The sequence below is a fragment of the Nocardia sp. NBC_01009 genome (genome assembly GCF_045208035.1).
In the GTDB taxonomy this organism is placed as follows: domain Bacteria; phylum Actinomycetota; class Actinomycetes; order Mycobacteriales; family Mycobacteriaceae; genus Nocardia.
Genome location: NZ_CP108695.1, coordinates 4,790,619 through 4,813,297, shown reverse-complemented (window position 1 = coordinate 4,813,297; position 22,679 = coordinate 4,790,619). Strand labels below are relative to the sequence as shown.

Sequence of the window (22,679 nt, the reverse complement as noted above, 5' to 3'; positions counted from 1 at the left end):
TTACAGCTCCCATTCGCGAAAGGAACAAGTTGTCACCCGCGTCCGAGGGCGCCGCACAGGAGGGCTCCTCTACCGAGCCGGGTGACAAACCCGGCGCTCTCCTTCCCGCAGCAGTCCACTCTGATTCAGTTCGATTCCCCGCGGTCGACCGTGCCGCGTCCCGCGGGCGGTGCTGACGATGTCTGTCGTGCTCACCGCGCTCAGCCTGGTCGGTTTCATTGCACTCACCGCAGGCACCGCGCTGTTCGTCGCCGCCGAGTTCTCCCTGACCGCACTCGAACGCAGCACCGTCGAGGCACATGCGCGCACCGGTGACGCACGCTCGCGGATGGTCCGTCAGGCGCATCGCACGCTGTCGTTCCAGCTCTCCGGCGCCCAGCTCGGGATCACCATCACCACGCTGATTACCGGCTACATTGCCGAACCGGTGCTGGCCAGGCTGCTGTCCCCGCCGTTCACCGCGCTCGGCGTGAGCGCGGGTGCCGCGCACGGCATCTCGCTGACGCTGGCGCTGGTGCTGGCCACCTCGCTGTCGATGATCTACGGCGAGCTGGTGCCCAAAAACATCGCGATCGCGATGCCGCTCGGCACCGCGCGACTCACCGCGGGTCCGATGATCGCGTTCTCGGTGGTTTTCAAGTGGATGATCCACTTCCTCAACGGCACCGCGAACTGGGTGGTTCGCCGCCTCGGGGTGGAACCCGCGGAGGAATTGCGCTCGGCGCGTTCGCCGCAGGAGCTCGGCTCGTTGGTGCGAACGTCTGCGCTGCGCGGCGCGCTCGATCAGCGCACCGCAGTGGTGATCGACCGCTCGCTGCAGTTCGGCGAGCGCAGCGCCGAGGAGCTGATGACCCCGCGCGTCAAGATCGAATCGCTGGACAAGTCCGACACCATCGCCGATCTCATCGCGGCCGCCAGCCGCACCGGGTACTCCCGCTTCCCGGTGATCGACGGGGATCTCGACAACACTCTCGGAGTTGTGCACGTGAAGCAGGCGTTCACCCATGCGGCGAACGTCCGGAGCACCATACCGCTGCAGTTGCTCGCGCGGCCGGTGCCGATCGTGCCCGCCAGTCTCGACGGTGACGAGGTGCTCGAACGAGTACGCCGCGACGGCATGCAGGTGGCGCTGGTCGTCGACGAATACGGCGGCACCGCAGGCATCGTCACCATGGAGGACATCATCGAGGAGATCCTCGGTGATGTGCGCGACGAGCACGACGAAGAGGAGCGCGACGTCCGCCGGGTCTCCGACGGCTGGGACTGCTCTGGTCTGCTGCGTATCGACGAGGTGTCGCGCGCGACCGGATACGACGCACCCGAAGGTGAATACGAGACGCTCGGCGGCCTCGTGCTCACCCGGCTCGGCCGCATTCCGGTGACCGGTGACGAGGTGGTGCTGCCGAATCCGGGTTCGCACAACCGACCGTCGAACGACTCGGACGAAGGCGGCTGGATCGCCAAGATCGAACGGATGGACGGGCGGCGCATCGACCGCGTGCGGTTGATCCCGGTCTCCTCCGAGGTGCTGCATTCCCGTGTGCACCACGCAGACCAGGAGCACAGTCGTGGGTGATCTGTTCGGAGTGCTGCTCACGGTGGTGCTGCTCGCGGGCAATGCCTTCTTCGTCGCCGCCGAATTCGCGCTGATCTCGGCCCGCCGGGACCGTCTGGAAGCGCTTGCAGCACAGGGCAAGCGCAATGCGACCACGGTGATCCGGGCGGGTGAGAACCTGTCGATGATGCTCGCCGCGGCACAGCTCGGCATCACCATCTGCTCGATCCTGCTCGGCCGAGTCGGCGAGCCCGCGGTGGCGCATCTGCTGGAGGGCCCGTTCGAGCTGGTCGGCCTGCCGGATCAGCTGCTGCATCCGGTTGCGTTCGCCGTCGCGTTGACGATCGTGGTGATCCTGCACATCCTGTTCGGCGAGATGATCCCGAAGAACATCGCGCTGGCGGGTCCGGAACGCAGCGCGCTGCTGCTGGTTCCGATCCACCTGGCGTGGCTGCGGCTGGCCCGCCCGCTCATCGCGATCTACAACATGGCCGCGAACCTGTCGTTGCGACTGCTGCGGATCGAGCCGAAAGACGAGCTCAATGCCACCGTCTCCAGCGTCGAGCTGGCCGAGATGATCGGTGAATCCCGGTCGGAGGGACTGCTCGACGAGGAGGAGCACCGGCGACTGACCCAGGCGCTCGGCACTTCCGATCGTGTGGTCGCCGATGTCGTGGTGCCACTGGAAACAACCAGGTCGGTCCCATTGCGCGGCAACGGAACCACGCTCGGCGACATCGAGTCCGCCGTCGCGGAGACCGGTTTCTCCCGTTATCCGGTCCGCGCCGTCGATGGATCGCTGGTCGGTTATCTGCACGTGAAGGATGTGCTCGACAAGGTCGCCGATGAGACGGCCGGACCGAACACGCCCATCCCGCGCACCGATATTCGGCCGCTGCCGACGGTGAGCATGGGCACCACGTTGTACGAGGCGCTTGCTCGGCTGCGCCGCACCAACAGCCACCTCGGCCGGGTGGTGGACAGTCGCGGCAACACCACCGGCATCGTCGCACTCGAGGATCTGGTGGAGGAGTTCGTCGGCACGGTCCGTGACAACACGCACCGGGTGATCGAATGAGGCAGGTCCCGTTCGAATGAGTCTGCGCGTACTGCCCGAGGCGCAGTGGCGAGCCCACGCCGCTGCGCATCGGGCACGGCTGGATGAACTCGTCGGGCCCTATCTCCAACGGCGGGCGGCGGGGTCGTCGCATCCGGTGATCGACTTCCTGTTCACCTACTACGGGCACAAGCCTGCGCAGTTGCGGCGCTGGCATCCCGGCTACGGGGTGGCACTCGCAGGCGCAGCCGAATACGAGGGCGCTCGCGGATATCATCGCGTCGTGCCGACCGGCGATCTCGTGGCGAATCCGAGCACCACCGAGATCGCCGGCGACGGTTCGCGAATCGAATCCGATTCCGGCAGTAGCACGTTCACCGCCGATCCCGCGTATCTCGCACGGCGTCGGGACACCATCGAGTTCGTCGCGAACCTGGTGCGCGCCACCGCATCTCGACCCGCACAGCTGTCGTGTTTCGGGTTGCACGAGTGGGCTATGGTCTATCGCACCGACGACGTCCGCCACCAGCAGGTCCCGCTGCGGTTGGGCAGGACAGGCACCGACGAGGTCGTGGAGTCGATGTCGCTGCGCTGCACCCACTACGACGCCTTCCGTTTTTTCACGCCGGAAGCGATCGGGCGAAATATCGAGCCGCTGACGCGCGCGGACCAGGTATCCCGCGAACAGCCCGGCTGCTTGCACGCCAACATGGACCTCTACAAATGGGGTTTCAAACTGGCCCCGCTCATCGCCTCGGACATGTTGCTGGATTTCTTCGAGTTCGCCTGTGCCGCACGGGAACTGGATATGCGCGCGAGTCCGTACGATCTCTCCGCCTACGGGTACGAGCCGGTGCGCATCGAAACGCCGACAGGACGAGCCGAATACGTCCGAGCACAGTCGGACCTCGCGAAACAATCGGTTCGACTCAGACAGCGCCTTCTAGAGCTCTGCGACACGTTGCTCGCCGTCGACACGCAGGCGCTCGACACCTCCCTGCTCAGCAGCTAGTACCTCGCAGATCTAGACCCGGTTCAACCCCCGGCCACCCGCGCCGACCAGCCCCGGATCCGGCGATCTCGGTGAGCGTCATGCCTTCCGAACAAACCAAGCATTTGGAATTATCTCCAAACCACTGCCATAAGTTACTGAGTATTACTACTATTCAGTCAGTTCGCGCCTGCTGACTGAGTCAGCGCGGCCGGCATGGTTCGAGATCGAAGAAAGTTGGGGGATGCAACGATGCGCCCATTGGTGAGGATTCGCCGCGCCCGCACGCTGGCATTGGTCGCCACCGCGGTGATTGCCGCGATGATGGTGCCCAGCAGCGCGTCGGCCGATCTGCAGTCCGATATCGCCACCTTCGTCCAGGAATTCCTCGATGTCGGCCGCACTTCGGTGCCGCGTGCGAACTGCGGGCCGGGGTCAATGCCGGAAACCGGCCTGCAGGGCGACGTGCCTGCCGCCGACCGCGACAGTCGGCGCAGCACCCAGGGCTACCGGTGCAATATGACCATGCTCGGCGGCTTCGCAGGGCGCGGCGCGGGCATCACCTCGACCAGCTACGAGAACTGCGCGTACATGGGCTCGTTCTTTCCCGGCGACTTGATCAGCGAAGGCCGCGGCGTCCAGGTGCTCGACGTGTCCGATCCGGCGAACCCGCGGCCGACGGCGACCTTGACCGAACCCGCAATGCTCGCGGGCACCTGGGAGAGCCTGAAAGTCAATGCCGCTCGCAAGTTACTGGTCGGCACCGGCGTTCCCGTCGGTGAGGGCGTCGGCTACCTCTCGGTCTACGACATCTCCGATTGCGCACATCCGCGCCTGCTCAATCCTGGCGCAGGTACGAATCTGCTGATGCCACTGCCGATCACTACCCACGAGGGTGGCTTCTCCCCCGACGGCAACACGTATTGGGCCTCCGGTGTCGCCCCCGGCTTCGTCAGCGCCGTCGACCTCACCGATCCGACCAACCCGCGTGTCATCTGGCAGGGCCTGACCGGTATCGAGGCACACGGCTTCGGCATCAGCGCCGACGGCAATCGGATGTACCTGTCGGCGCTGGGCGGCTTCACCGTGCTCGATATCAGCGCAGTGCAGCGACGCGACCCCAACTCACAGGTGCAGCACATCGGGCGGACGTTCTGGACCGACGGCTGGGCCACCCAGCACAGCATTCCGGTCAGCTACAGCGGCAAGCCGTACCTCTACACCGTCGACGAAGGTGGTTCCGGCGGTGTGAAACTCATCGATATCTCCGATGACACCGCCCCGAAGGTCGCGGGCAAGATCAAGCTGGAGATCAACCTGCCGCAACACATCGACGCCAATATCGGTTCGTCCATGGGTGGTTCGGTCTTCGCCTACGAATCGCACTACTGCGCCGCCGACCGACCGACCGACCCCACCGCACTGGCCTGCGGCTGGATCTCCTCCGGTATCCGTGTCTTCGATATCCGCAACCCGCACGACATTCACGAGATCGCCTACTTCAATCCGCCTGCCCGCACCGACCAGAACCTGTCGCTCTGGAACTCCCCGCACGCTTTGGCCTCGATCATCGGCGTCCCGCTGATGACCGCGCCGCCTGCGGCCCGCGCGGTGCTCGAAGGACAGTTCAACCCCTGGGACGCCATCACCCCACGCACCGGCAAGCTCGCCTTCGGCGACGTCTCCACCGACTGGTGCTTCTCCCCGCCGGAGTGGCGCGGCGACCAGCTCTACGTCGCCTGCTCCGACAACGGATTCATGGTGCTGCAACTCGACAACGATGTGTACAGCCCGCCCGCCGACCAGCAATCAATCGTCGGGTCGTAGGCAAATTGTCCAGCTCGAACCGAACAGACGCCGACGCAATCCGCCCGGACGTGGCCGGCGCGAGCGATGCCGATGCTCACCGGGTCGGCTCGCGCACAGCGATCTGGCACACCGGTCGCATCAAGGTCGCCGCAATCGCTTCGTCGGCTTTCGCGCTGCTGGTGATCGGGGCAGCACTGCGCCCACTCGTTCTCCCCGAACACCACACCGCCGCACCGATTCTCACCTCGGTCGAGGTCGGCTTCGCCCAGGATATGACCGCGCACCATCAACAGGCCTTGATCATGGTGCAACGCCTGGACCGCAGCGCGGACCCCACCGTTCTGCGCCTCGCACAGCAGCTCGCCGACGCGCAACGCATCGAAATCGGCACCCTGCTCGGCTGGCTCCGCCTCGCGAACGAGACCCCTTTGTCCCCACACCCCATGGCCTGGATGCACACCGAAGAACCCGCGCCGCACCACCATTCGGTAGCCGCCCCCGACCACCCACAGACGCCGCCGGACACCACCATGCCGGGGCTGGCGACCATGTCCGAACTCGACGCCCTCGCCACCGCCCGCGGGCGCGACGCTGCAATCCTCTTCTTACAACTCATGTTCCGCCACCACCAGGGTGGCCTCACCATGTCCCAGGCCGCCGACCGACTCCTCCCCTCCGGCCCGGTCAAAGAATCCGCCCGCTCCATGTTCCAATCCCAAAGCCAAGAAACGGGTGTAATCAGCGTTCTGCTGACCCAGCTCGGCGCCCAGCCCCTCCCTTGACGCCGCCGTACTGTCAAAAGCAGGGAGCCGAGATCGTCGGCTGTACCGCGCCGCTCGACTCATGGAACGGAGCAACAGCCAGCACGTTGACGGAAGTGCTCGGCGAGTAAGTCACGCAATCGGCGGATCGCTCGACGCAGGTGTTCGTCCGATCATGATCAGGGATAGGAAGTGCCGGAGCTCCACCCGAGGCCCTCAGGACGAGTCGACGAACCGGTACCAGCGCCCATCGTAGGGCCGATATTCGACACCTCGTTCGGCCGGTGGACCCAGACTCGGCGGCGCATTTTCGGGCGGGAAGTAGGCGAAGCCTTCCGAAATTTTCGATGTCCCTTGGACATAGAACAGACAGCCGCCATCACGCGGAGTGATGGCGACGATGGTGTAGACACCGAGCCTGGTGCGAGGCCCGGGGTTGGCACAATCGATCGACTGGTCTTCGAGGATGCCTCGCGACACCTGCCAGCCCGCTTCCTGCGGGACCTCGAACCAGACCAGGGCGGCGAGCACAGTGATCGACAAGGGCACCGCGAGGCTGAGCTGAATGGTGTGATACCGAATCAGACCGATCAGGCCGAAGAACAGCGCGACCGCGCTGACCACCGAAAGACCCACCCACAGCAGCACTTTGGTGAAATGATCCCCGAAGGATGCCAACTCCCAGCACAGCGCGGCGCACACGACCGCGACCACACAGGTGAGGAAACCCATCCACAGAACGAACCAGCGCGGCGGGCCCGAACGCGCGCGGGCGGTGGCGACACTGTTCATGCCAACAAGATACGGCGCAGAGCGGTGGCCCGAGCCGCAATCGCGTGTCTCGAGCGCACTGCGCGCCGAGCGGGGTTGGCGTCCGATGAGCAAACACCCGCCGGATAAAGAAACCCCTGGCCGTGGCGACCGAAAACGACGGCCACGAGCCAGGGGCTCGGATGCTGGACGATCAGCTCGGCATCACAGCGGCGGGAAACCGGCCGAGCCGGTGACAGCCCAATTCCAGAACGACGCGGCGCGGTTGGCAACCAGGGCAATCACATCAAGGACAACGCTTCCCATAAAACTTCCTTACATCGGGCGTCTGCAGTGCAGGCCAAGAGTAACGGATAGGCATCGGGCCCCGAATTCGCCCGGCCACCCGACAGCGACCTTCGGGTGATAGCCGAACTCCCTGGTCGACATCGTGCCGACCAGGGAGTTCACCGTCGAGAACTCAGAGGCAGTCCAGCGCCTTGGCCTCACGGCGGCGGCGGTGCAGGATCGGCTCGGTGTAGCCGTTGGGCTGCTTGGTGCCCTCGAGGACCAGTTCCTTGGCGGCCTGGAAAGCAATGCTGCCCGCGAAGTCCGGCGCCAGCGGCCGGTAGTTCGGGTCGCCCGCGTTCTGCGTGTCCACTACTGGAGCCATCCGCTCCAAACTGGCCAGCACCTCGTCGGCAGTGACGACGCCGTGGCGCAGCCAGTTCGCCATCAGCTGGCTCGAGATGCGCAGCGTCGCACGGTCTTCCATGAGGCCGACGTCGCGGATGTCGGGCACCTTGGAGCAGCCGACACCCTGGTCGATCCAGCGCACCACGTAGCCGAGGATGCCCTGCGAGTTGTTGTCGAGCTCCTGCTGCTTCTCCTCGGCCGACCAGTTCGGGTTCGCGGCCAGCGGGATCTCCAGGATCTGGTCGACCGTGGCGCGGCGGCCACCTGCGGCGATCTCCTGCTGGCGCTCGAAGACATTCACCTGGTGGTAATGGGTGGCGTGCAAGGTGGCCGCGGTCGGCGAGGGCACCCATGCGGTGTTCGCGCCCGCACGCGGGTGGCCGATCTTCTGCTCGAGCATGTCGTGCATCAGATCCGGCATCGCCCACATGCCCTTGCCGATCTGCGCCTTGCCGGGCAGGCCGGTGGCCAAGCCGGTGTCGACGTTCCAGTCCTCGTAGGACAGGATCCACTGCTGCTGCTTCATTTCGGCCTTGCGGACCATCGGCCCGGCCTCCATGGAGGTATGGATCTCGTCGCCGGTGCGGTCGAGGAAGCCGGTGTTGATGAACACGACCCGCTCACGCGCGGCCTCGATACACGCCTTCAGGTTCACCGTGGTGCGGCGCTCCTCGTCCATGATGCCGACCTTCAGGGTGTTGCGCGGCAGGCCGAGCACGTCCTCGATCCGGCCGAACAGCTCGTTGGTGAAGGCGACCTCGTCGGGGCCGTGCATCTTCGGCTTCACGATGTAAACCGAGCCGGTGCGGCTGTTCTTCAGCTTGGTGTCGCCCTCGAGGCTGTGGGTGGCGATCAGCGAGGTGATCAGGCCGTCCATGATGCCTTCCGGCACCTCGTAGCCGTCGGAGTCGACGATCGCGTCGCTGGTCATCAGGTGACCGACGTTGCGCACGAACAGCAGCGAACGGCCGTGCAGTACCAGCTCGCCGCCGTCGATGGCGGTGTAGACGCGGTCGGGGTTCATGGTGCGGGTGAAGGTCTTCTCGCCCTTGCTGACCTTCTCCGCCAGATCGCCCTTCATCAGGCCGAGCCAGTTGTGGTAGCAGAGGACCTTGTCCTCGGCGTCCACCGCGGCGACCGAATCCTCGAAGTCCATGATCGTGGTGATTGCGGACTCCAGCACCACGTCCTTGACACCCGCGGGGTCGGTCTTGCCGATCGGCGAGGAGCCATCGATCTGGATCTCGGCGTGCAATCCGTTGTGCCTCAGCAGCACCGAGGTCGGCGAGGCCGGGTCACCCAGGTAGCCGACCAACTCGGCGCCGTCGGCGGCCAGCGTGGTCACCTCGTCGTTGGCCAGCGTGACGGCCAGCGCGCCGTTCTCGATCGCGTAGTGCGTCGAGCTACGGTGCGAGCCGTCGGCCAGCGGTGCCGCGGTGTCGAGGAAAGCGCGCGCGAACTCGATCACCCGGGCGCCCCGGACCGGGTTGTAGCTGGTGCCCTTCTCCGCGCCGTCGGCCTCCGAGATGGCGTCGGTGCCGTAGAGCGCGTCGTAGAGCGAGCCCCAGCGCGCGTTGGCGGCGTTGATCGCGAAGCGCGCATTCATCACCGGAACCACGAGCTGCGGACCCGCGGTGACGGCGATCTCGGTGTCCACGTTCTCGGTGGCGATCGCGAAGTCGGCCGGTTCCGGGCGCAGGTAGCCGATCTCGCCGAGGAAGCTCTTGTAGGCGGCCTTGTCATAGTTCGCGCCGGCATGCTCGGCATGCCAGGCGTCGAGTTTGCCCTGGATCGCGTCGCGTTCGGCCAGCAGGACACGGTTGCGCGGAGCGAGGTCATTGATGACCTGCTCGGCGCCGGCCCAGAACGCGGCGGAATCTACGCCGGTACCGGGGAGCGCCTCGTTCTCGATGAACTCGTGGAGAACGCTGGCCACCTGGAGCCCGCCGACCTGAATCCGCTCTGTCATCTACTGCCTCACTTTTGAGAAAGCCGGGTAGGAAAATCGCCGCCAATGTTACCCGTGGGTAGTGACACCTCGATGCGTCGGGTCGACGCGTCGCACTTCCGGCGCCTGCTGCCACAGCATTCCGCCACGCCGACCATCGGGCGCCCATTCGTCTGCGCGTCCAAAGGGCGCGGCGGAAGGTCGTGCAGACCCTTGATTGTATCGGCCGGTACATTTAATGTACTGACTGGAACATTTCCTACAGGTTCGTATGCCTAGACCAATGGAGTGCAGGGTGTCGTTGCCGGGACAGTCGTTGTCGGACAAGGTCGTGCTGGTCACCGGGGGAAGCCGGGGCCTCGGCAGGGAGATGGTGCTCGCGTTCGCAGAAGCGGGCGCCGACGTGGTGATCGCCAGCCGCAAGCTCGACGGGTGCGTCGAGCTCGCCGACGAGGTGCGCAGCACCTACGGTCGCCGGGCCTTGCCGGTGGCGTGCAATGTCAGCGATTGGGCGCAGTGCGATGCACTGGTCGACACCGTCTACGCCGAATTCGGCACGGTCGACGTGCTGGTCAACAACGCGGGAATGTCGCTGCTGTATCCGAGCCTGGACCAGGTGACCGAAGCGATGTTCGACAAGGTGATCGGGGTGAACCTCAAGGGTCCGTTCCGCCTGTCCGCCGTGATCGGCACGCGCATGGCGGCTGTGGGCGGCGGTTCGATCATCAATATCTCCTCGATCGAGGCGGCACGGCCGGAGCCGCTCGCGGTTCCCTACGCGGCAGCGAAGGCCGGGTTGTCCAATCTGACCGGCGGTCTTGCGCAGACATTCGGACCGACGGTGCGCGTCAACACCATTCAGTGCGGCGCCTTCGCCACCGATATCGCCAAGTCGTGGCCCGACGAGCTACGGGCCGAGATGACCAGACAGAACGCACTGGCCCGGGTGGGCGAACCGAACGAGATCGTCGGCGCCGCGCTCTTCTTCGCCACCGATGCCTCGGCATTCTGCACCGGAGCCACCCTCGCCCTGGATGGCGGCTGGCGATGAAAGCCTCTGAATACCAAGACACCCCACCGATTTCGCGCAACACAGCGCTCGACTATGTGGAGGGCAGCATCCGATGAAGGCATTGACCTACGTGGGCCCGCAGCAGATTTCGTTCACCGAAGTGCCCGATCCGGCATTGCCGGGGCGCGACGGGGCAATCATCCGCGTCACAGCGGCGGGCATCTGCGGTAGCGACCTGCACATCTATTCCGGACACGGCTTCACCGACGGCACCGGATATACCGTCGGCCATGAAGCGGTCGGCGAGATCATCGAACTCGGTCCCGATGTCGAAGGTTTCGCGATCGGCGACCGGGTGCTCGCCTCCGCCTCGGTCGGCTGCGATCGGTGCGCGCAGTGCAAGCGTGGCATCGTCGCCGCCTGCGAACGCCATCCCCTGCCGATCGATGCCTGCTACGGGCTGGGCGGGTCACTGGCAGGCACGCAGGCCGAACTACTCGCAGTCCCCCACGCCGAAGGAAACTTGGTGCGCCTACCCGACGCGGTCGGCGACGAGGCCGCGGTCGTGCTGACCGATAACGCCCCCACCGCCTGGTACGGAGCGCGCCGGGCCCGCATCACACCCGGTGACACCGTGGTGGTCATCGGGCTCGGGCCGGTGGGGCTGATGGCGGTCCAGTCGGCGTTCGCGATGGGCGCCGCGCGGGTGCTCGGCGTCGATCTGGTCGGCGAGCGCCGCAAGCGGGCCGCCGAATTGGGCGCAGAGCCCATCGAGTCCGACGATCCCAAGGCTGCCATCCGCGACATGCTCGGCGGCGGTGCGGACGTCGCGCTGGAGGCGGTCGGCGCCGACGCGACGATCAAGCTCGCCATCAGCGCGGTCGGACATCGGGGTCGGGTCAGCGTTGTCGGAGTGAGCCAGAATCGAGCGTTTCCTTTCCATATGCAGCTGGCGCAGGTCAAGGAGCTCGAGTTCCACATCGGGCTGTGTTCGATCCAATACGAATTGCCCGCACTGCTTCGTCTCACGGCGGCCGGGCGGCTGACTCCGGAAGCGGTTGTGTCGCATCGACTCCTGATGTCCGAGGGGCCGAGTGCATATCGGATGTTCGCCGAACGAGCCGACGGCGTCTCCAAAGTCGTGCTGGATCCACGCCGATGACCGATATCGCCACTCCACGCCGCCGCGGTCGCCCGCCCGCGACGGAAACGACTGCCGAGGCGACCCGCGAGCGCATTGTGGATGCCGCTGTGGAACTGTTCGCGGAGAAGGGTTTCCACGGCACCGGCGTGGCCGAGATCGGTAATCGGGCCGGGGTGCAGCGCGGTGCGCTCTACTACCACATCGGGTCCAAAGAAGAACTACTGTGGCAGATTCTGCGGGACTACATCCACTTGATGCTCATCGATGCCCAACAGATCGCCGATAGCGACGACGACCCGATCACCAAGCTGCGCAAGCTGATCCACAGTCACGTCGACCTGATCGTCCGGCACCGTCGCGAGGTCGCCATCCAATTGCGCGACGTGACAGCATTGACCGGCGAGCGCGGCACCCAACTGCAAGACCTGCGCGATCAGGTGCAGCACTGCTGGCAGCGCGTCATCGACGCGGGCTGCGCGGCCGGACTGTTGCGCACCGACGACCATGTCGTCACCAACAGCGTGCTCGGCATGCTGAACATGGTGACCTTCTGGTACCGCCCGCGCGGCGGTCACACACCCGAAGAGATCGCCGACATCCTCGCGATCACCTTCCTCGACGGCATTGTGCACCCGACCGAACAGACGAAAGGCTGACCATGGCTTGGGATTTCGAAACCGACCCGGAATATCAGAAGAAACTGGACTGGGCAGCGGAATTCGTCCGCACCGAGGTGGAGCCGTTGGATCTGCTCTACCCGAATCCCTACGACCGCACCAACACCGAAGCCATGGCGCTGATGCGGCCACTCAAGGAGCAGGTGAAGGCACAAGGCCTGTGGGCCTGTCACCTGGGTCCCGAACTCGGCGGCCCCGGCTACGGGCAGATGAAGCTCGCGCTGCTCAACGAGGTGCTCGGCACCTCGATGTGGGCACCCTCGATATTCGGTTGTCAGGCACCGGATTCCGGCAACGCGGAAATTCTCGCGCACTACGGCACGCCGGAGCAGAAGGCGAAGTACCTCGAACCGTTGCTGTCCGGTGAGATCGGATCCTGCTATGTGATGACCGAGCCGACCGGCGGCTCCGATCCGACGACATTCAAGACGACGGCCGTGCGCGACGGCGACTCCTGGGTGATCAACGGCGAGAAGTGGTTCAACTCGAACGCGCAGTTCGCGAGCTTCCACATCGTCATGGTGGTCACCGACACCGAAGTCAGTGCGTACCAGGGTATGTCGATGTTCATTGTGCCCGCCGACACCCCCGGCCTCGAGATCGTCAAGAACTTCCACGTCCACGGCTTCAGCGAGCACGAGGGCCACCTGCGCTTCACCGACGTCCGGGTCCCCGCCGACCATCTGCTCGGCGCCGAAGGTCAGGGTTTCGTCGTGGCCCAGACCCGTCTCGGCGGCGGCCGCGTGCATCACGCCATGCGCACGGTCGCGTTGGTGCGCAAGGCCTTCGACATGATGGCCGAGCGCGCCGTCTCCCGGCCGATGCGCAAAGGACCGCTGGCGGGACTGCAGATGACGCAGGAACGCATCGCCGACAGCTGGATCGAGATGGAGCAGTTCCGGCTACTGGTGCTGCGCACCGCGTGGCGCATCGATAAGGAACAGGACTACGTGAAGGTGCGCAAGGACATTGCCGCCATCAAGGTCGCGATGCCCAAGGTGATGCACGACATCGCACAGCGCGCACTGCATCTGCACGGCGCCATCGGCGTCAGCACCGATCTCCCGTTCGTCGACATGATGAACTACGCCGAGGTCATGGCCATTGCCGATGGACCGACCGAGGTCCACAAGATCACGCTGGCCAAGGAGGTGCTGAAGGACTACGCCCCGGGCGATCCGGTCTATCCGAGCGGCTACCGCCCGGCGCTGCGCGAACAGGCACGCGAACTGGTGGCGCGCCGTCTCGAGCACCTCGTCGGGAACCTCTGACGCGACACCCTATCGGCCCCGCCCGCCCGGCGATTCGCGGCGCCGCTACGAGGCGCGGGTGGCGGGGTCGAGGGTGGATAGCGAATCCGAGTACGGCGCAACGGGGCTCAGTTTCAGTACCGAGGGCATGCGGCGGGTCAGTGCGGACGGGCCCGCGAATTCGACGCGGCCTGTTCGCACAGCGTGCGACAGGGGCATGCGGCCGAGCCAGACCTGGTAGAGCGAGGCCATGTCTGCGGTGATCGTGACGTCGACCCGGTAGCCGGGGTCGCCGACGCAGACCGAGGCGATGCCGGATTCGACGACGATCCAGTAGCGGCGGACCTCGTCGCGGAAGCGGACCGCGAACACGTGCCGTTTGCCGGGAAACGACGAGGTGTCCAGCCGGGAGTGCATCCACCAGACCAGCAGACCCGGGTCGAGTTCCTCTTGCCGCGGTTCGCCGAAGGTCCAGCGGGCGCCCCATTCGCCGAGGCCGAAGAGGATCGGTTCCAGCTCCTGCCCGGACGCGGTGAGCAGGTATCCGACAATCTGCGCTTCGACAACACCGATGCCTACGCCGCCCGCACCCTGAGCCGCAAGACGGTGGCCGCCGAGGCTCTCATCTCGGCCGTCCGCCTCGCCATCGAAACCGTCGGCGGTCTGGGCTATTCCCGCACCTGCGATATCGAAATGCGTTACCGCGACGTGCACGGCAGTCTGTTCCACCCGCTCCCGCGGGCCAAGCAGACTCGGTTCAGCGGACGCGTGCTGTTGGGGCACTCCCCGATCGGCTGAACACGACGTGCGGGTCGCTCGAAACAACACACCGGCGTTAACACGCCGCGCCGAGCGCTCCAGATGACCAGTCGGGGGCGAAATCCGCCACAACGAGGTTGACTGGGTCGAACCGTGGTCACGAGATCCGGAGGAGAAGGATGATGTCCGTCCGCACGATAGCCCGCTCTCCGATCACCTGGGTGCTGACCGGGCTGCTGGTGATCGGCGTCGGCGTCGGGCTCGCGCTGTTCGAGCCATGGCGATTGTTCACCGACACGACAGTGAACGAGGCGGCGCCGTCGGTCGCCTCCCCTGTCTCCTCCGGTGCCACCTCGCAGCACGCTTCAACGTGTCTTTCGGCGCGGCCCGACTCGAACAGAGCTGACACGTCGGCAAACCTCTTGCCGCACAGGGCGGCCCACACATAGAGCTGGTCGGCCGCCCAATTCAAATGCGGCAGAGCCGGAATCGGATCATTCTCCCTGATGAGAAGCCTGCGCAGGACGGTCGGCGGAAAATGTCTACTCTTTGTCGGCCGTGATTCCCATCGAACTCCCCGGACAGACCGTACGGTTGTCAGTGTGGGGACCAACGTGGTCGCCAGCGGCAACCAGCCAGCTTCGGAACCAGCACACCCGGGGTATGAACATGATGATTCGCAGAATAATCGGCGCCATCGTCGGATCTGTCACGATCGGCGCGGCAGGCGCCGTCGGTGGAGCAGGCATAGCGCCTGCCGCACCCGAGTGCCCCGATCTCTACGTCGTTGCGATACCCGGTACCTGGGAGACCTCCGACAGCAAGCCCGGCGAGGGCATGCTCGCGAGCGTCACCGACAATCTGCCCTCCGATGTGCAGACCGACTACGTGAGCTATGCCGCCACCGCTTTCCCGTGGGAGGTCGACGTCTACGGCCGCTCCAAGAAGCAGGCCACCGACAACGCCCGCGGCCTGGTCACCGCCATGGCTCGGCGGTGCGGCGCGACGAAGATCGCGCTCATCGGCTACAGCCAGGGCGCCGACGCCGCCGGCGACCTGGCCGCGGAAATCGGCACCGGCTTCGGTCCGGTCGAACCGGAGCGCATCGCCGCGGTCGGCCTCGTCTCGGATCCGCGCCGCTCCCCCAATGACGCGCTCGTCGGTCCGCCGGTGCAGGGTGCGGGTGCGGGTGGTCCGCGGATCGGCGGCTTCGGCCTCCTCAGCCACAAGACCCGGACCTTCTGCGCGGACGGCGACCTGTACTGCTCGACCCCGCCCACCGATTTCGCGGCCCGTTTCGCAGGCTTCCTCGCCCAGGCTTCCGATCCGAACCCGGCGCAGCTGTGGCGTTACCAGCAGGAAGCCGTCGCAATCTTCAACGATCTGATGACCGTCGGCATCGTCCCGATGTTGCAGAACCAGCTCGCCGATCCGGGCATGGACGAGCGCAAGCAGAAACTCGAGGAGTTCTACAACTCCTTCGTCCACCAGAACTATCCCGCCTACGTCGTCGACCCGTCGGGCGCCACCGCCACCTCCTGGCTGCGCCAGTGGTTGGTCGATCAGACATGAGCCGTTGGACGAGCTCGGAACCGGCTAGCCCCGCTCTGGGGCCTACCCTCACATCAGGAAATACAGCGCGAGCATTACGACTACGGTACCGCTGACACCGCCCACGACTTCGACGAAGAGGTATCCGTTGGAGTAGGCGCCTTGTATCCACAGGGCCCAGACCGGCGGATAGACCCGCAGCGCGGCGAACAACCCGGCCAGCAGCATCGCTCCGGCCAGACCGTGCACCGGGAGCAGCGGATGCAGCCAAGCAAACCCGATCGTCATGATGTACACCTCGATTTGCGTACCCAGCAAACGAGTGGACATAGCGCGAGGCCTGGCCGATCCGATCCGCGCGGGCGGGCTCACCTCGCTGTCGGCGGCATAAATCCGTTTCACCAACGGACTTCCGTACAGGACCACTATCGCAACAAAGTGGACAAGTCCCGCGACGAGTCCCCACAGCAGTACTTCGACCGCAATCATTTCCCTCGTTCCCACGGTCCCACGACTCGATCGGTGCGCACTCCACCTCGAGAACGATGCGCCATGTCATCCCATGGCAGACCCGACAGCCGAAACTCGACGCGACTCAGTATGTCAATGCCGTTGCGCAAGACCGCCTTTACGTATTCCTGTGACTGGAAACTCCGCCACCGCTGATCGCCGAAAGCACGCGAGGCCCCGAAAAATAACCCGACAACGGCGAGTGTGGTGTGCCACCATGTGATTCGACGACGATCACCCGATTCCGAGGCGATCAAGAGCACCACGAAAGGAGGAGGTGGCTTTGATCAATACGCGCCAGTGCGCAACCAGCAGTGGATCGGATCTCGGCCGCCTCCCGGCCGGCGTCTGACCGCCCGCCACTCTCCTTCGAATTCGCTCACCCTCACTCGAAACATGGTGATTCCCATGATGTTCCACCGTGCCGCCGATCCGGTGGTGTTGACTGTCGACAATTGGATACGCACCCGCGTGCTGGTGCTCAACGCCAGCTACGAGGCGCTCGACGAGATCACTGCCGAGCGGGCCGTCGTGCTGCTCATGGGCGGGGTCGCCGAATCCGTCGCCGACCGGGAACCGCACTTCCCGATCCGGTCCAGGCACCTCGAGATCGCACTGCCGGAAACTATCCGGCTGCTGCGCTACGTGTACCTCGAGCATGTGGTCCGAGTGCAGGACGAGAGCCGCGCGACGCTGGCCGGGGTGCTGCGCCGCGACAGCCACCGGTGCGGCTACTGCGCCGCGCGGGCCAGCACCGTCGACCACGTCCGCCCGCGCAGCCGCGGCGGACCGAATACGTGGAGCAACCTGATCGCCTGCTGCGCGCCGTGCAACACGATCAAGGCCGACCGCACCCCCGAGGAGGCGGGCATGCGGCTGCTGTGGGAGCCGAAGGCGCCGCATCATCTGGAAAAGCGGCAGCGGCAGATCTGGAAGCAACTGGCAGGCACTCGAGCCGCGTGAGAAAGGAGAAGGACCGCCATGAACGTCCGACTGGAGACAACCGCACCCGCCGAATCGACACTGAGCGATCTGCTCCCGGTCTCGGACAGCCAGGGCTGGCACCGAGCGGCCTGCCGCGGTGACCCGAATCACGAAGCGTGGTTTCCGTATCCGTCGCAGGATTTCGACTATGCCCGCGAGGTCTGCGCGGGCTGCCCGATCCGGGTGGCCTGCGGTGAATTCGCCGCTCGCACCGATCAATCCGGTGTCTGGGGCGGCCAAGAATTCGACCGTGGTCGGATGATCCGCGAGTAACCGAATGCCGGTACCTTAGCCAGCCGGTGTAAGCGGGGCCCCGAAGTCCCGGCTTACACCGGTTTGACGGGCGGTTTGGTGTCGGACGTCTCGATCGATGCCACACCCGCTCGGCAAATCTCACGTGAACATACACTTGATCTCGTGGGCACTCATCGCAGCGGAACCCGATCACGGGGGGTCAGCAAAGGTCCGGTTATCGCAGTGGCGGCCGTCGTGCTGCTAGTCGCGGGCGTGTTCGCCTGGAACAAGCTGAGCAACAGGGCCGCCGATCGGGACAGCGCCGCCGCAATGGAGTGCGTGGAAGGGCCCGCAACGCTGTACGTCACAGCCGACTCGGACATCGCGCCCTCGGTGCGCACGATCGCCGACGCCTACAACGCGACCAATCCGCGCATCCGTGATCACTGTGCGAAGGTCGAGGTGACCGCCCAACCGTCCGCGGCAATGGTGGCGGCCTTCACCGCGAACGCGTCGTGGAACCAGCAGCTCGGACCACAGCCCGCGCTGTGGATCGCCGACTCGCTGCGCTCCATCGAATCCATGCGGACGCCAGGTCTGATCGAGGGCAGTCCGGCGCCGGTCGCCGTCAGCCCGATCGTGCTCGCCGTCCCAGAAGACCTGAGCCGGGCGCTCGACGATGCCAAGGTCACCTGGTCAGATCTGCCACGCCTGCAACAGGGTTCGCTTGCCGAGATCGGCCTGCCCGACTGGGCCGGACTGCGCATGGCGCTGCCGCCGGGCGACGCGACGCTGGCCGCGGCCGCCGCGGTCGGCTCGACCGTGTCCGGCACCGATCCACTCTCCGATCAGGCAGCGCAGTCCGGCCAGGTGGTGTCCGCAATCTCCCTGCTCGCCGCCAAAGCACCCGAGGCTCAGGACACTACGATGGCACTGGCCGCCGTCGCGGGCGCGCCCCAACCGGCAGACGCGCCCGTTCATGTGGTGGCCACCACCGCGCAGCAGGTCAAGGCGCAGGGCGGACTCGCAACGTTCAGCCCCGCCGGTGCGGCGCCGGTGGCCGACCACCCGGCCGCATTGATGTCGGGACCCTGGGTGGACAAGACCCAGAACCTGATCGCAGGCATATTCGCCGACTACCTGCGCACCCCACAGCAGGCACAGACCTTCGCCGCCGCCGGCTTCGCTGCCGCACCGGCCACCGCGACCGCCGTGCCATCCCGCGCCGCGCTCGACAAGGTGCGCGCCACCCTCGCCAACCCGGTTCTCGGTGTGCAGTCGACGGTGCTGCTCGATGTCTCCGCCTCGATGGGCAACACCGACGGCTCGACCACCCGACTCACGAATGTCCTCGGCGCACTCACCTCGACGATGAATGTCATGCCGCCGGACTTCGGCCTCGGTGTCTGGACCTTCGGCAAAAATCTCGACGGTGCCGCTCCGTACCGGGTCGAGGCGGTCACCGCACCACTCACCGTCGACCAGCGAACCGCTCTCACCACAGCGCTGAATACCCTGCGCCCCACCGAATCCCGCACCGACCAGGCGTACCCTTCGCTACTGGCCGCCTATCGCGCCGCGGTCCAGGGCTACACCGCGGGCCGCACCAATTCGGTCCTCCTGATCACCGACGGCCCCGACGACGACTCGACGGTCACCGGCACCAAACTGATCGCCGACCTCAGCAATGCCACGGACAAATCCCGCCCTGTCCGCATCGACGTCATCGTCATCGGCGGCAACGGCACCGAAACCCTGCAAACCGCCACCCAGCGCACCGGCGGTACCTACACTCGCCTGGCCAGCTCCGACGACATCAGCTTCGGCACCGCCATGGTGCACGCGCTGACCACACCCTGAGCCCGGCTCGCCCCTCATAGCTGAGCGCGCAGACCGCCGACGATCGGTTCGGTCATCCGCGCGGCACGAGCCGCACCACAGCGCGCGCAGCTGCCGAAGATGTCCTCGGAGCGAGGACGCCCGCCCGGTTCCCGACAGCAGCCGAACCCGTTGCGGCACAATAAACGAACCGATGCTCGCGCCATACCGGCCCAACCTCCGAAGAGAGGAGGCGGGCCGGTATGGCGGTGGTCAGTCGGCGTACGCCTCCAGCGGCGGGCAGGAGCAGACCAGGTTGCGGTCGCCATAAGCACCGTCGATACGGCGAACCGACGGCCAGACCTTGCCACGGTCGGGGGTCAGACCGTGCGGGAACACCGCGACCTCCCGGCTGTAGGGGTGATCCCATTCGCCGACGAGGCACGCCGCCGTGTGCGGTGCGCCGCGCAACGGGTTGTCTTCCACCGGCCACACGCCGGCGGCCACCTTGTCGATCTCATCGCGGATCGAGGTCATCGCGAGGATGAACTCGTCGAGTTCGGCCAGGTTCTCGCTTTCGGTCGGTTCCACCATCAGGGTGCCTGCGACCGGGAAGCTCATGGTCGGGGCGTGGAAACCGTAGTCCGCCAGACGCTTTGCGACATCATCGACGGTGACGCCGGTCTGCTTGGTGATCTCGCGCAGATCCAGGATGCACTCGTGGGCGACCATGCCGTGCTCGCCGGTGTAGAGCACCGGGAAGTGCTCGTCGAGGCGGCGGGCGATGTAGTTGGCCGAGGCGATCGCGGTCAGCGTGGCCTTGCGCAGACCGTCGGCGCCCATCATCCGAATGTAGGCCCAGGTGATCGGCAGGATCGAGGCCGAGCCGTACTCGGCGGCCGACACCGCGTGCGAACCGGTTTCGAGCGGATCGCCGGGCAGGTACGGCGCCAGGTGCGAGCGCACCGCCACCGGGCCGACGCCCGGACCGCCGCCGCCGTGCGGGATGCAGAAGGTCTTGTGCAGGTTCAGGTGGCTCACATCGCCGCCGAAGCGACCCGGACGGGCAAGTCCGACAAGCGCATTCAGATTCGCGCCGTCGACATACACCTGACCGCCCGCGTCGTGCACCAGCGCGCACAGGTCGGCGACCTCATGCTCGTACACGCCGTGCGTGGACGGGTAGGTGATCATGATGCAGGCCAGCCGGTCGGCGTGGTCGGCGATCTTGGCGCGCAGGTCGTCCAGGTCGACATCACCGTTGTCACGACACTTCACCATCTCGACGCGCAGCCCGGCCATCGCCGCGGACGCCGCGTTGGTGCCGTGCGCGCTGGACGGAATCAGGCACGTATCCCGGTGCGTGTCACCACGATCGAGGTGGTACCGCCGGATCGCGAGCAGCCCGGCGTATTCGCCCTGACTGCCCGCGTTCGGCTGCAGGCTCACCGAGTCGTACCCGGTGATCGCCGAGAGCCAGCTCTCCAGATCGTGGATCACCCGCAACAGGCCCGGCGCATCCTCCACCGGCGCGTACGGATGCACCCGCGCGAAGCCGGGCCAGGTAATGGCCTCCATCTCGGCGGTCGCGTTCAGCTTCATGGTGCAGGAACCGAGCGGAATCATGCTGCGGTCCAGAGCAATATCCTTGTCCGACAGCCGCCGCAGGTATCGCAACATCGCGGTCTCGGTGTGGTAGCTGCTGAAGGCCGGGTGCGTGAGATATTCGGAGGCGCGGGTCTCGATCGATCCGCCCGCGGCCGGGGCCGACGCCTCGGAAGACAGTGCGGTACCGAAGGATTCGAGCACGGCGGCAACATGCGCCGCGGTGGTGGCCTCGTCGCAGGCGATGCCGATGTGATCGGCGTCCACCAGTCGCAGGTTGATGCCACGCGACTTCGCCTTCGCCACAACGGCTTCCGCGCCGCCGGGCACGTGCACCAGCACGGTGTCGAAGAAGTTGTCGTGCACGACGGCGCCGTCGAGTCCGGCGGCGATGGCCCGTGCATGGCCGTGCACCCGCCGCGCGATCTCCCGCAATCCGTCGGGACCGTGATAGCTGGCGTACATCGCGGCAAGGATGGCGAGCAGCACCTGGGCGGTACAGATGTTGGAGGTCGCCTTTTCGCGGCGAATGTGCTGTTCACGGGTCTGCAGTGCGAGCCGGTAGGCGACCGAACCGTCCGCGTCGACGGAGACGCCGACCAGCCGGCCCGGCAACTGCCGCGCATGCTTGGAGTGCACCGACAGATATCCGGCGTGCGGTCCGCCGAAGCCCATCGGCACGCCGAACCGCTGTGTGGTGCCGAAGCAGGCGTCCGCGCCATGTTCCCCCGGCGGCGTGATCAACGTCAGCGCGAGCAGATCGGCACCGACGGCGACCAGCGCACCGCGCTCGTGTGCCGCCTCGATCAGCGGCGCCCAGTCCACCACCCGGCCCGACGCACCGGGAATCTGCACCAGCACACCGAAGAACTCGCCGTCGGGCAGACCGCAGGAGAGGTCGGCCTCGACAATCTCGATGCCGAGCGGCTCGGCCCTGGTGTACAGCACGGTCTTGGTCTGCGGGAAAAGGTCGGTGTCGATGAGCAGTCGCTCGGACTTCGACCGGCCCGCCCTGCGCAGCAGCGTCATCGCCTCGGCAGCCGCGGTGGCCTCGTCGAGCATGGAGGAGTTGGCGACCTCCATACCGGTCAGATCCGACACCATGGTCTGGAAGTTGAGCAGCGCTTCGAGACGGCCCTGGCTGATCTCGGGCTGGTAGGGGGTGTAGGCGGTGTACCAGGCCGGATTCTCCAGCAGGCTGCGCACCAGTACGGGCGGGGTCAACGTGTCGTAGTAGCCGAGGCCGATCATCGAGGTCGCGACGGTGTTCGAATGGGCGAGCTCGGCCAGCTCGGTGAGCACCTCGTGCTCGGTGGCCGCGGGCGGGAGCACATCGAGACCGGAGCCGTCGAGGATGCTCGCGGGCAAGGCGGCGGTGGCGAGCTCGTCGAGCGAACCGACGCCGACGACGTCCAGGATCCGGGCGAGTTCGTCCCGGTCGGGTCCGATATGGCGGTCGGCGAATGATCGAGTCACGGCAGCAGCTCCCAAGGTCGGGCGGGTCGACCAACGCGGTCGACGAATACCAGCCCTCCCCCTCTGTCGTGGAGCCTGAGAGATTCGGGGTG

The 22,679-nt window shown here is 66.1% G+C and carries 19 protein-coding genes; 13 read left to right on the top strand and 6 right to left on the bottom strand.

Going from position 1 to position 22,679, the window contains the following annotated elements; genetic code table 11:
• The first annotated feature begins 178 nt into the window (after positions 1-178).
• From OHA42_RS21540 to OHA42_RS21520, 5 genes are all read left to right on the top strand, one after another.
• The gene (locus OHA42_RS21540) at positions 179-1,576 is read left to right on the top strand and encodes a hemolysin family protein (protein ID WP_406229687.1); all 1,398 of its coding nucleotides are present in this window, start codon (positions 179-181) and stop codon (positions 1,574-1,576) included.
• A complete protein-coding gene (locus tag OHA42_RS21535; protein WP_328400143.1) occupies positions 1,569-2,633 on the top strand; it encodes a hemolysin family protein in 1,065 nt (354 codons plus the stop codon). Before OHA42_RS21540 ends, OHA42_RS21535 begins: the two co-directional genes overlap by 8 nt.
• A 16-nt stretch (positions 2,634-2,649) precedes the next feature.
• Complete coding sequence (locus OHA42_RS21530) at positions 2,650-3,624, top strand: 3-methyladenine DNA glycosylase (RefSeq protein ID WP_406229686.1); 975 nt, start codon at positions 2,650-2,652, stop codon at positions 3,622-3,624.
• A 231-nt stretch (positions 3,625-3,855) separates the two neighbouring features.
• Positions 3,856-5,430 carry an LVIVD repeat-containing protein gene (locus OHA42_RS21525; protein WP_406229685.1) on the top strand — a complete coding sequence of 525 codons (1,575 nt, stop codon included), beginning with the start codon at positions 3,856-3,858 and terminating at the stop codon, positions 5,428-5,430.
• A gap of 101 nt (positions 5,431-5,531) precedes the next feature.
• The gene (locus OHA42_RS21520; RefSeq protein ID WP_406239507.1) at positions 5,532-6,194 is read left to right on the top strand and encodes a DUF305 domain-containing protein; all 663 of its coding nucleotides are present in this window, start codon (positions 5,532-5,534) and stop codon (positions 6,192-6,194) included.
• 195 nt (positions 6,195-6,389) lie between these two features.
• Here OHA42_RS21520 and OHA42_RS21515 read toward each other — a convergent pair whose 3' ends face one another.
• Positions 6,390-6,965, bottom strand: a complete 576-nt coding sequence (locus OHA42_RS21515) for a hypothetical protein (protein ID WP_406229684.1) — start codon at positions 6,963-6,965, stop codon at positions 6,390-6,392.
• A 439-nt stretch (positions 6,966-7,404) separates the two neighbouring features.
• Positions 7,405-9,588 carry a malate synthase G gene (locus OHA42_RS21510; protein WP_406229683.1) on the bottom strand — a complete coding sequence of 728 codons (2,184 nt, stop codon included), beginning with the start codon at positions 9,586-9,588 and terminating at the stop codon, positions 7,405-7,407.
• Positions 9,589-9,937: 349 nt separating this feature from the next.
• Here OHA42_RS21510 and OHA42_RS21505 point away from each other — a divergent pair, with 349 nt between their 5' ends.
• The 4 genes from OHA42_RS21505 (at position 9,938) to OHA42_RS21490 (ending at position 13,671) form a co-directional block, all read left to right on the top strand.
• Positions 9,938-10,618 (top strand): SDR family NAD(P)-dependent oxidoreductase, encoded by a 681-nt coding sequence (locus tag OHA42_RS21505; protein ID WP_406239505.1) that lies wholly within the window; start codon positions 9,938-9,940, stop codon positions 10,616-10,618.
• Between the two features lie 73 nt (positions 10,619-10,691).
• Complete coding sequence (locus tag OHA42_RS21500; RefSeq protein WP_406229682.1) at positions 10,692-11,741, top strand: alcohol dehydrogenase catalytic domain-containing protein; 1,050 nt, start codon at positions 10,692-10,694, stop codon at positions 11,739-11,741.
• The gene (locus OHA42_RS21495; protein ID WP_406229681.1) at positions 11,738-12,379 is read left to right on the top strand and encodes a TetR/AcrR family transcriptional regulator; all 642 of its coding nucleotides are present in this window, start codon (positions 11,738-11,740) and stop codon (positions 12,377-12,379) included. The genes OHA42_RS21500 and OHA42_RS21495 overlap by 4 nt, the downstream gene beginning before the upstream one ends.
• A 2-nt stretch (positions 12,380-12,381) precedes the next feature.
• Positions 12,382-13,671: an acyl-CoA dehydrogenase family protein gene (locus OHA42_RS21490; protein WP_406229680.1), complete on the top strand. Its 1,290-nt coding sequence runs from the start codon at positions 12,382-12,384 to the stop codon at positions 13,669-13,671.
• A gap of 45 nt (positions 13,672-13,716) precedes the next feature.
• Here OHA42_RS21490 and OHA42_RS21485 read toward each other — a convergent pair whose 3' ends face one another.
• Complete coding sequence (locus OHA42_RS21485; protein ID WP_406229679.1) at positions 13,717-14,379, bottom strand: SCP2 sterol-binding domain-containing protein; 663 nt, start codon at positions 14,377-14,379, stop codon at positions 13,717-13,719.
• A gap of 187 nt (positions 14,380-14,566) precedes the next feature.
• Positions 14,567-14,818 carry a hypothetical protein gene (locus tag OHA42_RS21480; RefSeq protein ID WP_406229678.1) on the bottom strand — a complete coding sequence of 84 codons (252 nt, stop codon included), beginning with the start codon at positions 14,816-14,818 and terminating at the stop codon, positions 14,567-14,569.
• Between the two features lie 260 nt (positions 14,819-15,078).
• Here OHA42_RS21480 and OHA42_RS21475 point away from each other — a divergent pair, with 260 nt between their 5' ends.
• Positions 15,079-15,981: a cutinase family protein gene (locus OHA42_RS21475; protein ID WP_406239504.1), complete on the top strand. Its 903-nt coding sequence runs from the start codon at positions 15,079-15,081 to the stop codon at positions 15,979-15,981.
• Between the two features lie 48 nt (positions 15,982-16,029).
• Here OHA42_RS21475 and OHA42_RS21470 read toward each other — a convergent pair whose 3' ends face one another.
• Complete coding sequence (locus tag OHA42_RS21470; protein WP_406229677.1) at positions 16,030-16,248, bottom strand: hypothetical protein; 219 nt, start codon at positions 16,246-16,248, stop codon at positions 16,030-16,032.
• A 630-nt stretch (positions 16,249-16,878) separates the two neighbouring features.
• Between OHA42_RS21470 and OHA42_RS21465 the strand changes: the two genes are divergently transcribed.
• The 3 genes from OHA42_RS21465 to OHA42_RS21455 all read left to right on the top strand — a co-directional run bounded on the left by OHA42_RS21465 (position 16,879) and on the right by OHA42_RS21455 (position 19,548).
• On the top strand, positions 16,879-17,433 hold the full coding sequence (locus OHA42_RS21465) for an HNH endonuclease (protein WP_406229676.1): 555 nt from the start codon (positions 16,879-16,881) through the stop codon (positions 17,431-17,433).
• A gap of 18 nt (positions 17,434-17,451) precedes the next feature.
• Positions 17,452-17,727, top strand: coding sequence for a WhiB family transcriptional regulator (locus tag OHA42_RS21460; RefSeq protein ID WP_406229675.1), 276 nt, complete (start codon positions 17,452-17,454; stop codon positions 17,725-17,727).
• A 144-nt stretch (positions 17,728-17,871) separates the two neighbouring features.
• Entirely contained in the window at positions 17,872-19,548 is a 1,677-nt protein-coding gene (locus OHA42_RS21455; RefSeq protein ID WP_406229674.1) for a VWA domain-containing protein, read from the top strand.
• Between the two features lie 231 nt (positions 19,549-19,779).
• Here OHA42_RS21455 and gcvP read toward each other — a convergent pair whose 3' ends face one another.
• A complete protein-coding gene (gene gcvP, locus OHA42_RS21450) occupies positions 19,780-22,587 on the bottom strand; it encodes an aminomethyl-transferring glycine dehydrogenase (protein WP_406229673.1) in 2,808 nt (935 codons plus the stop codon).
• Positions 22,588-22,679: the final 92 nt, after the last annotated feature.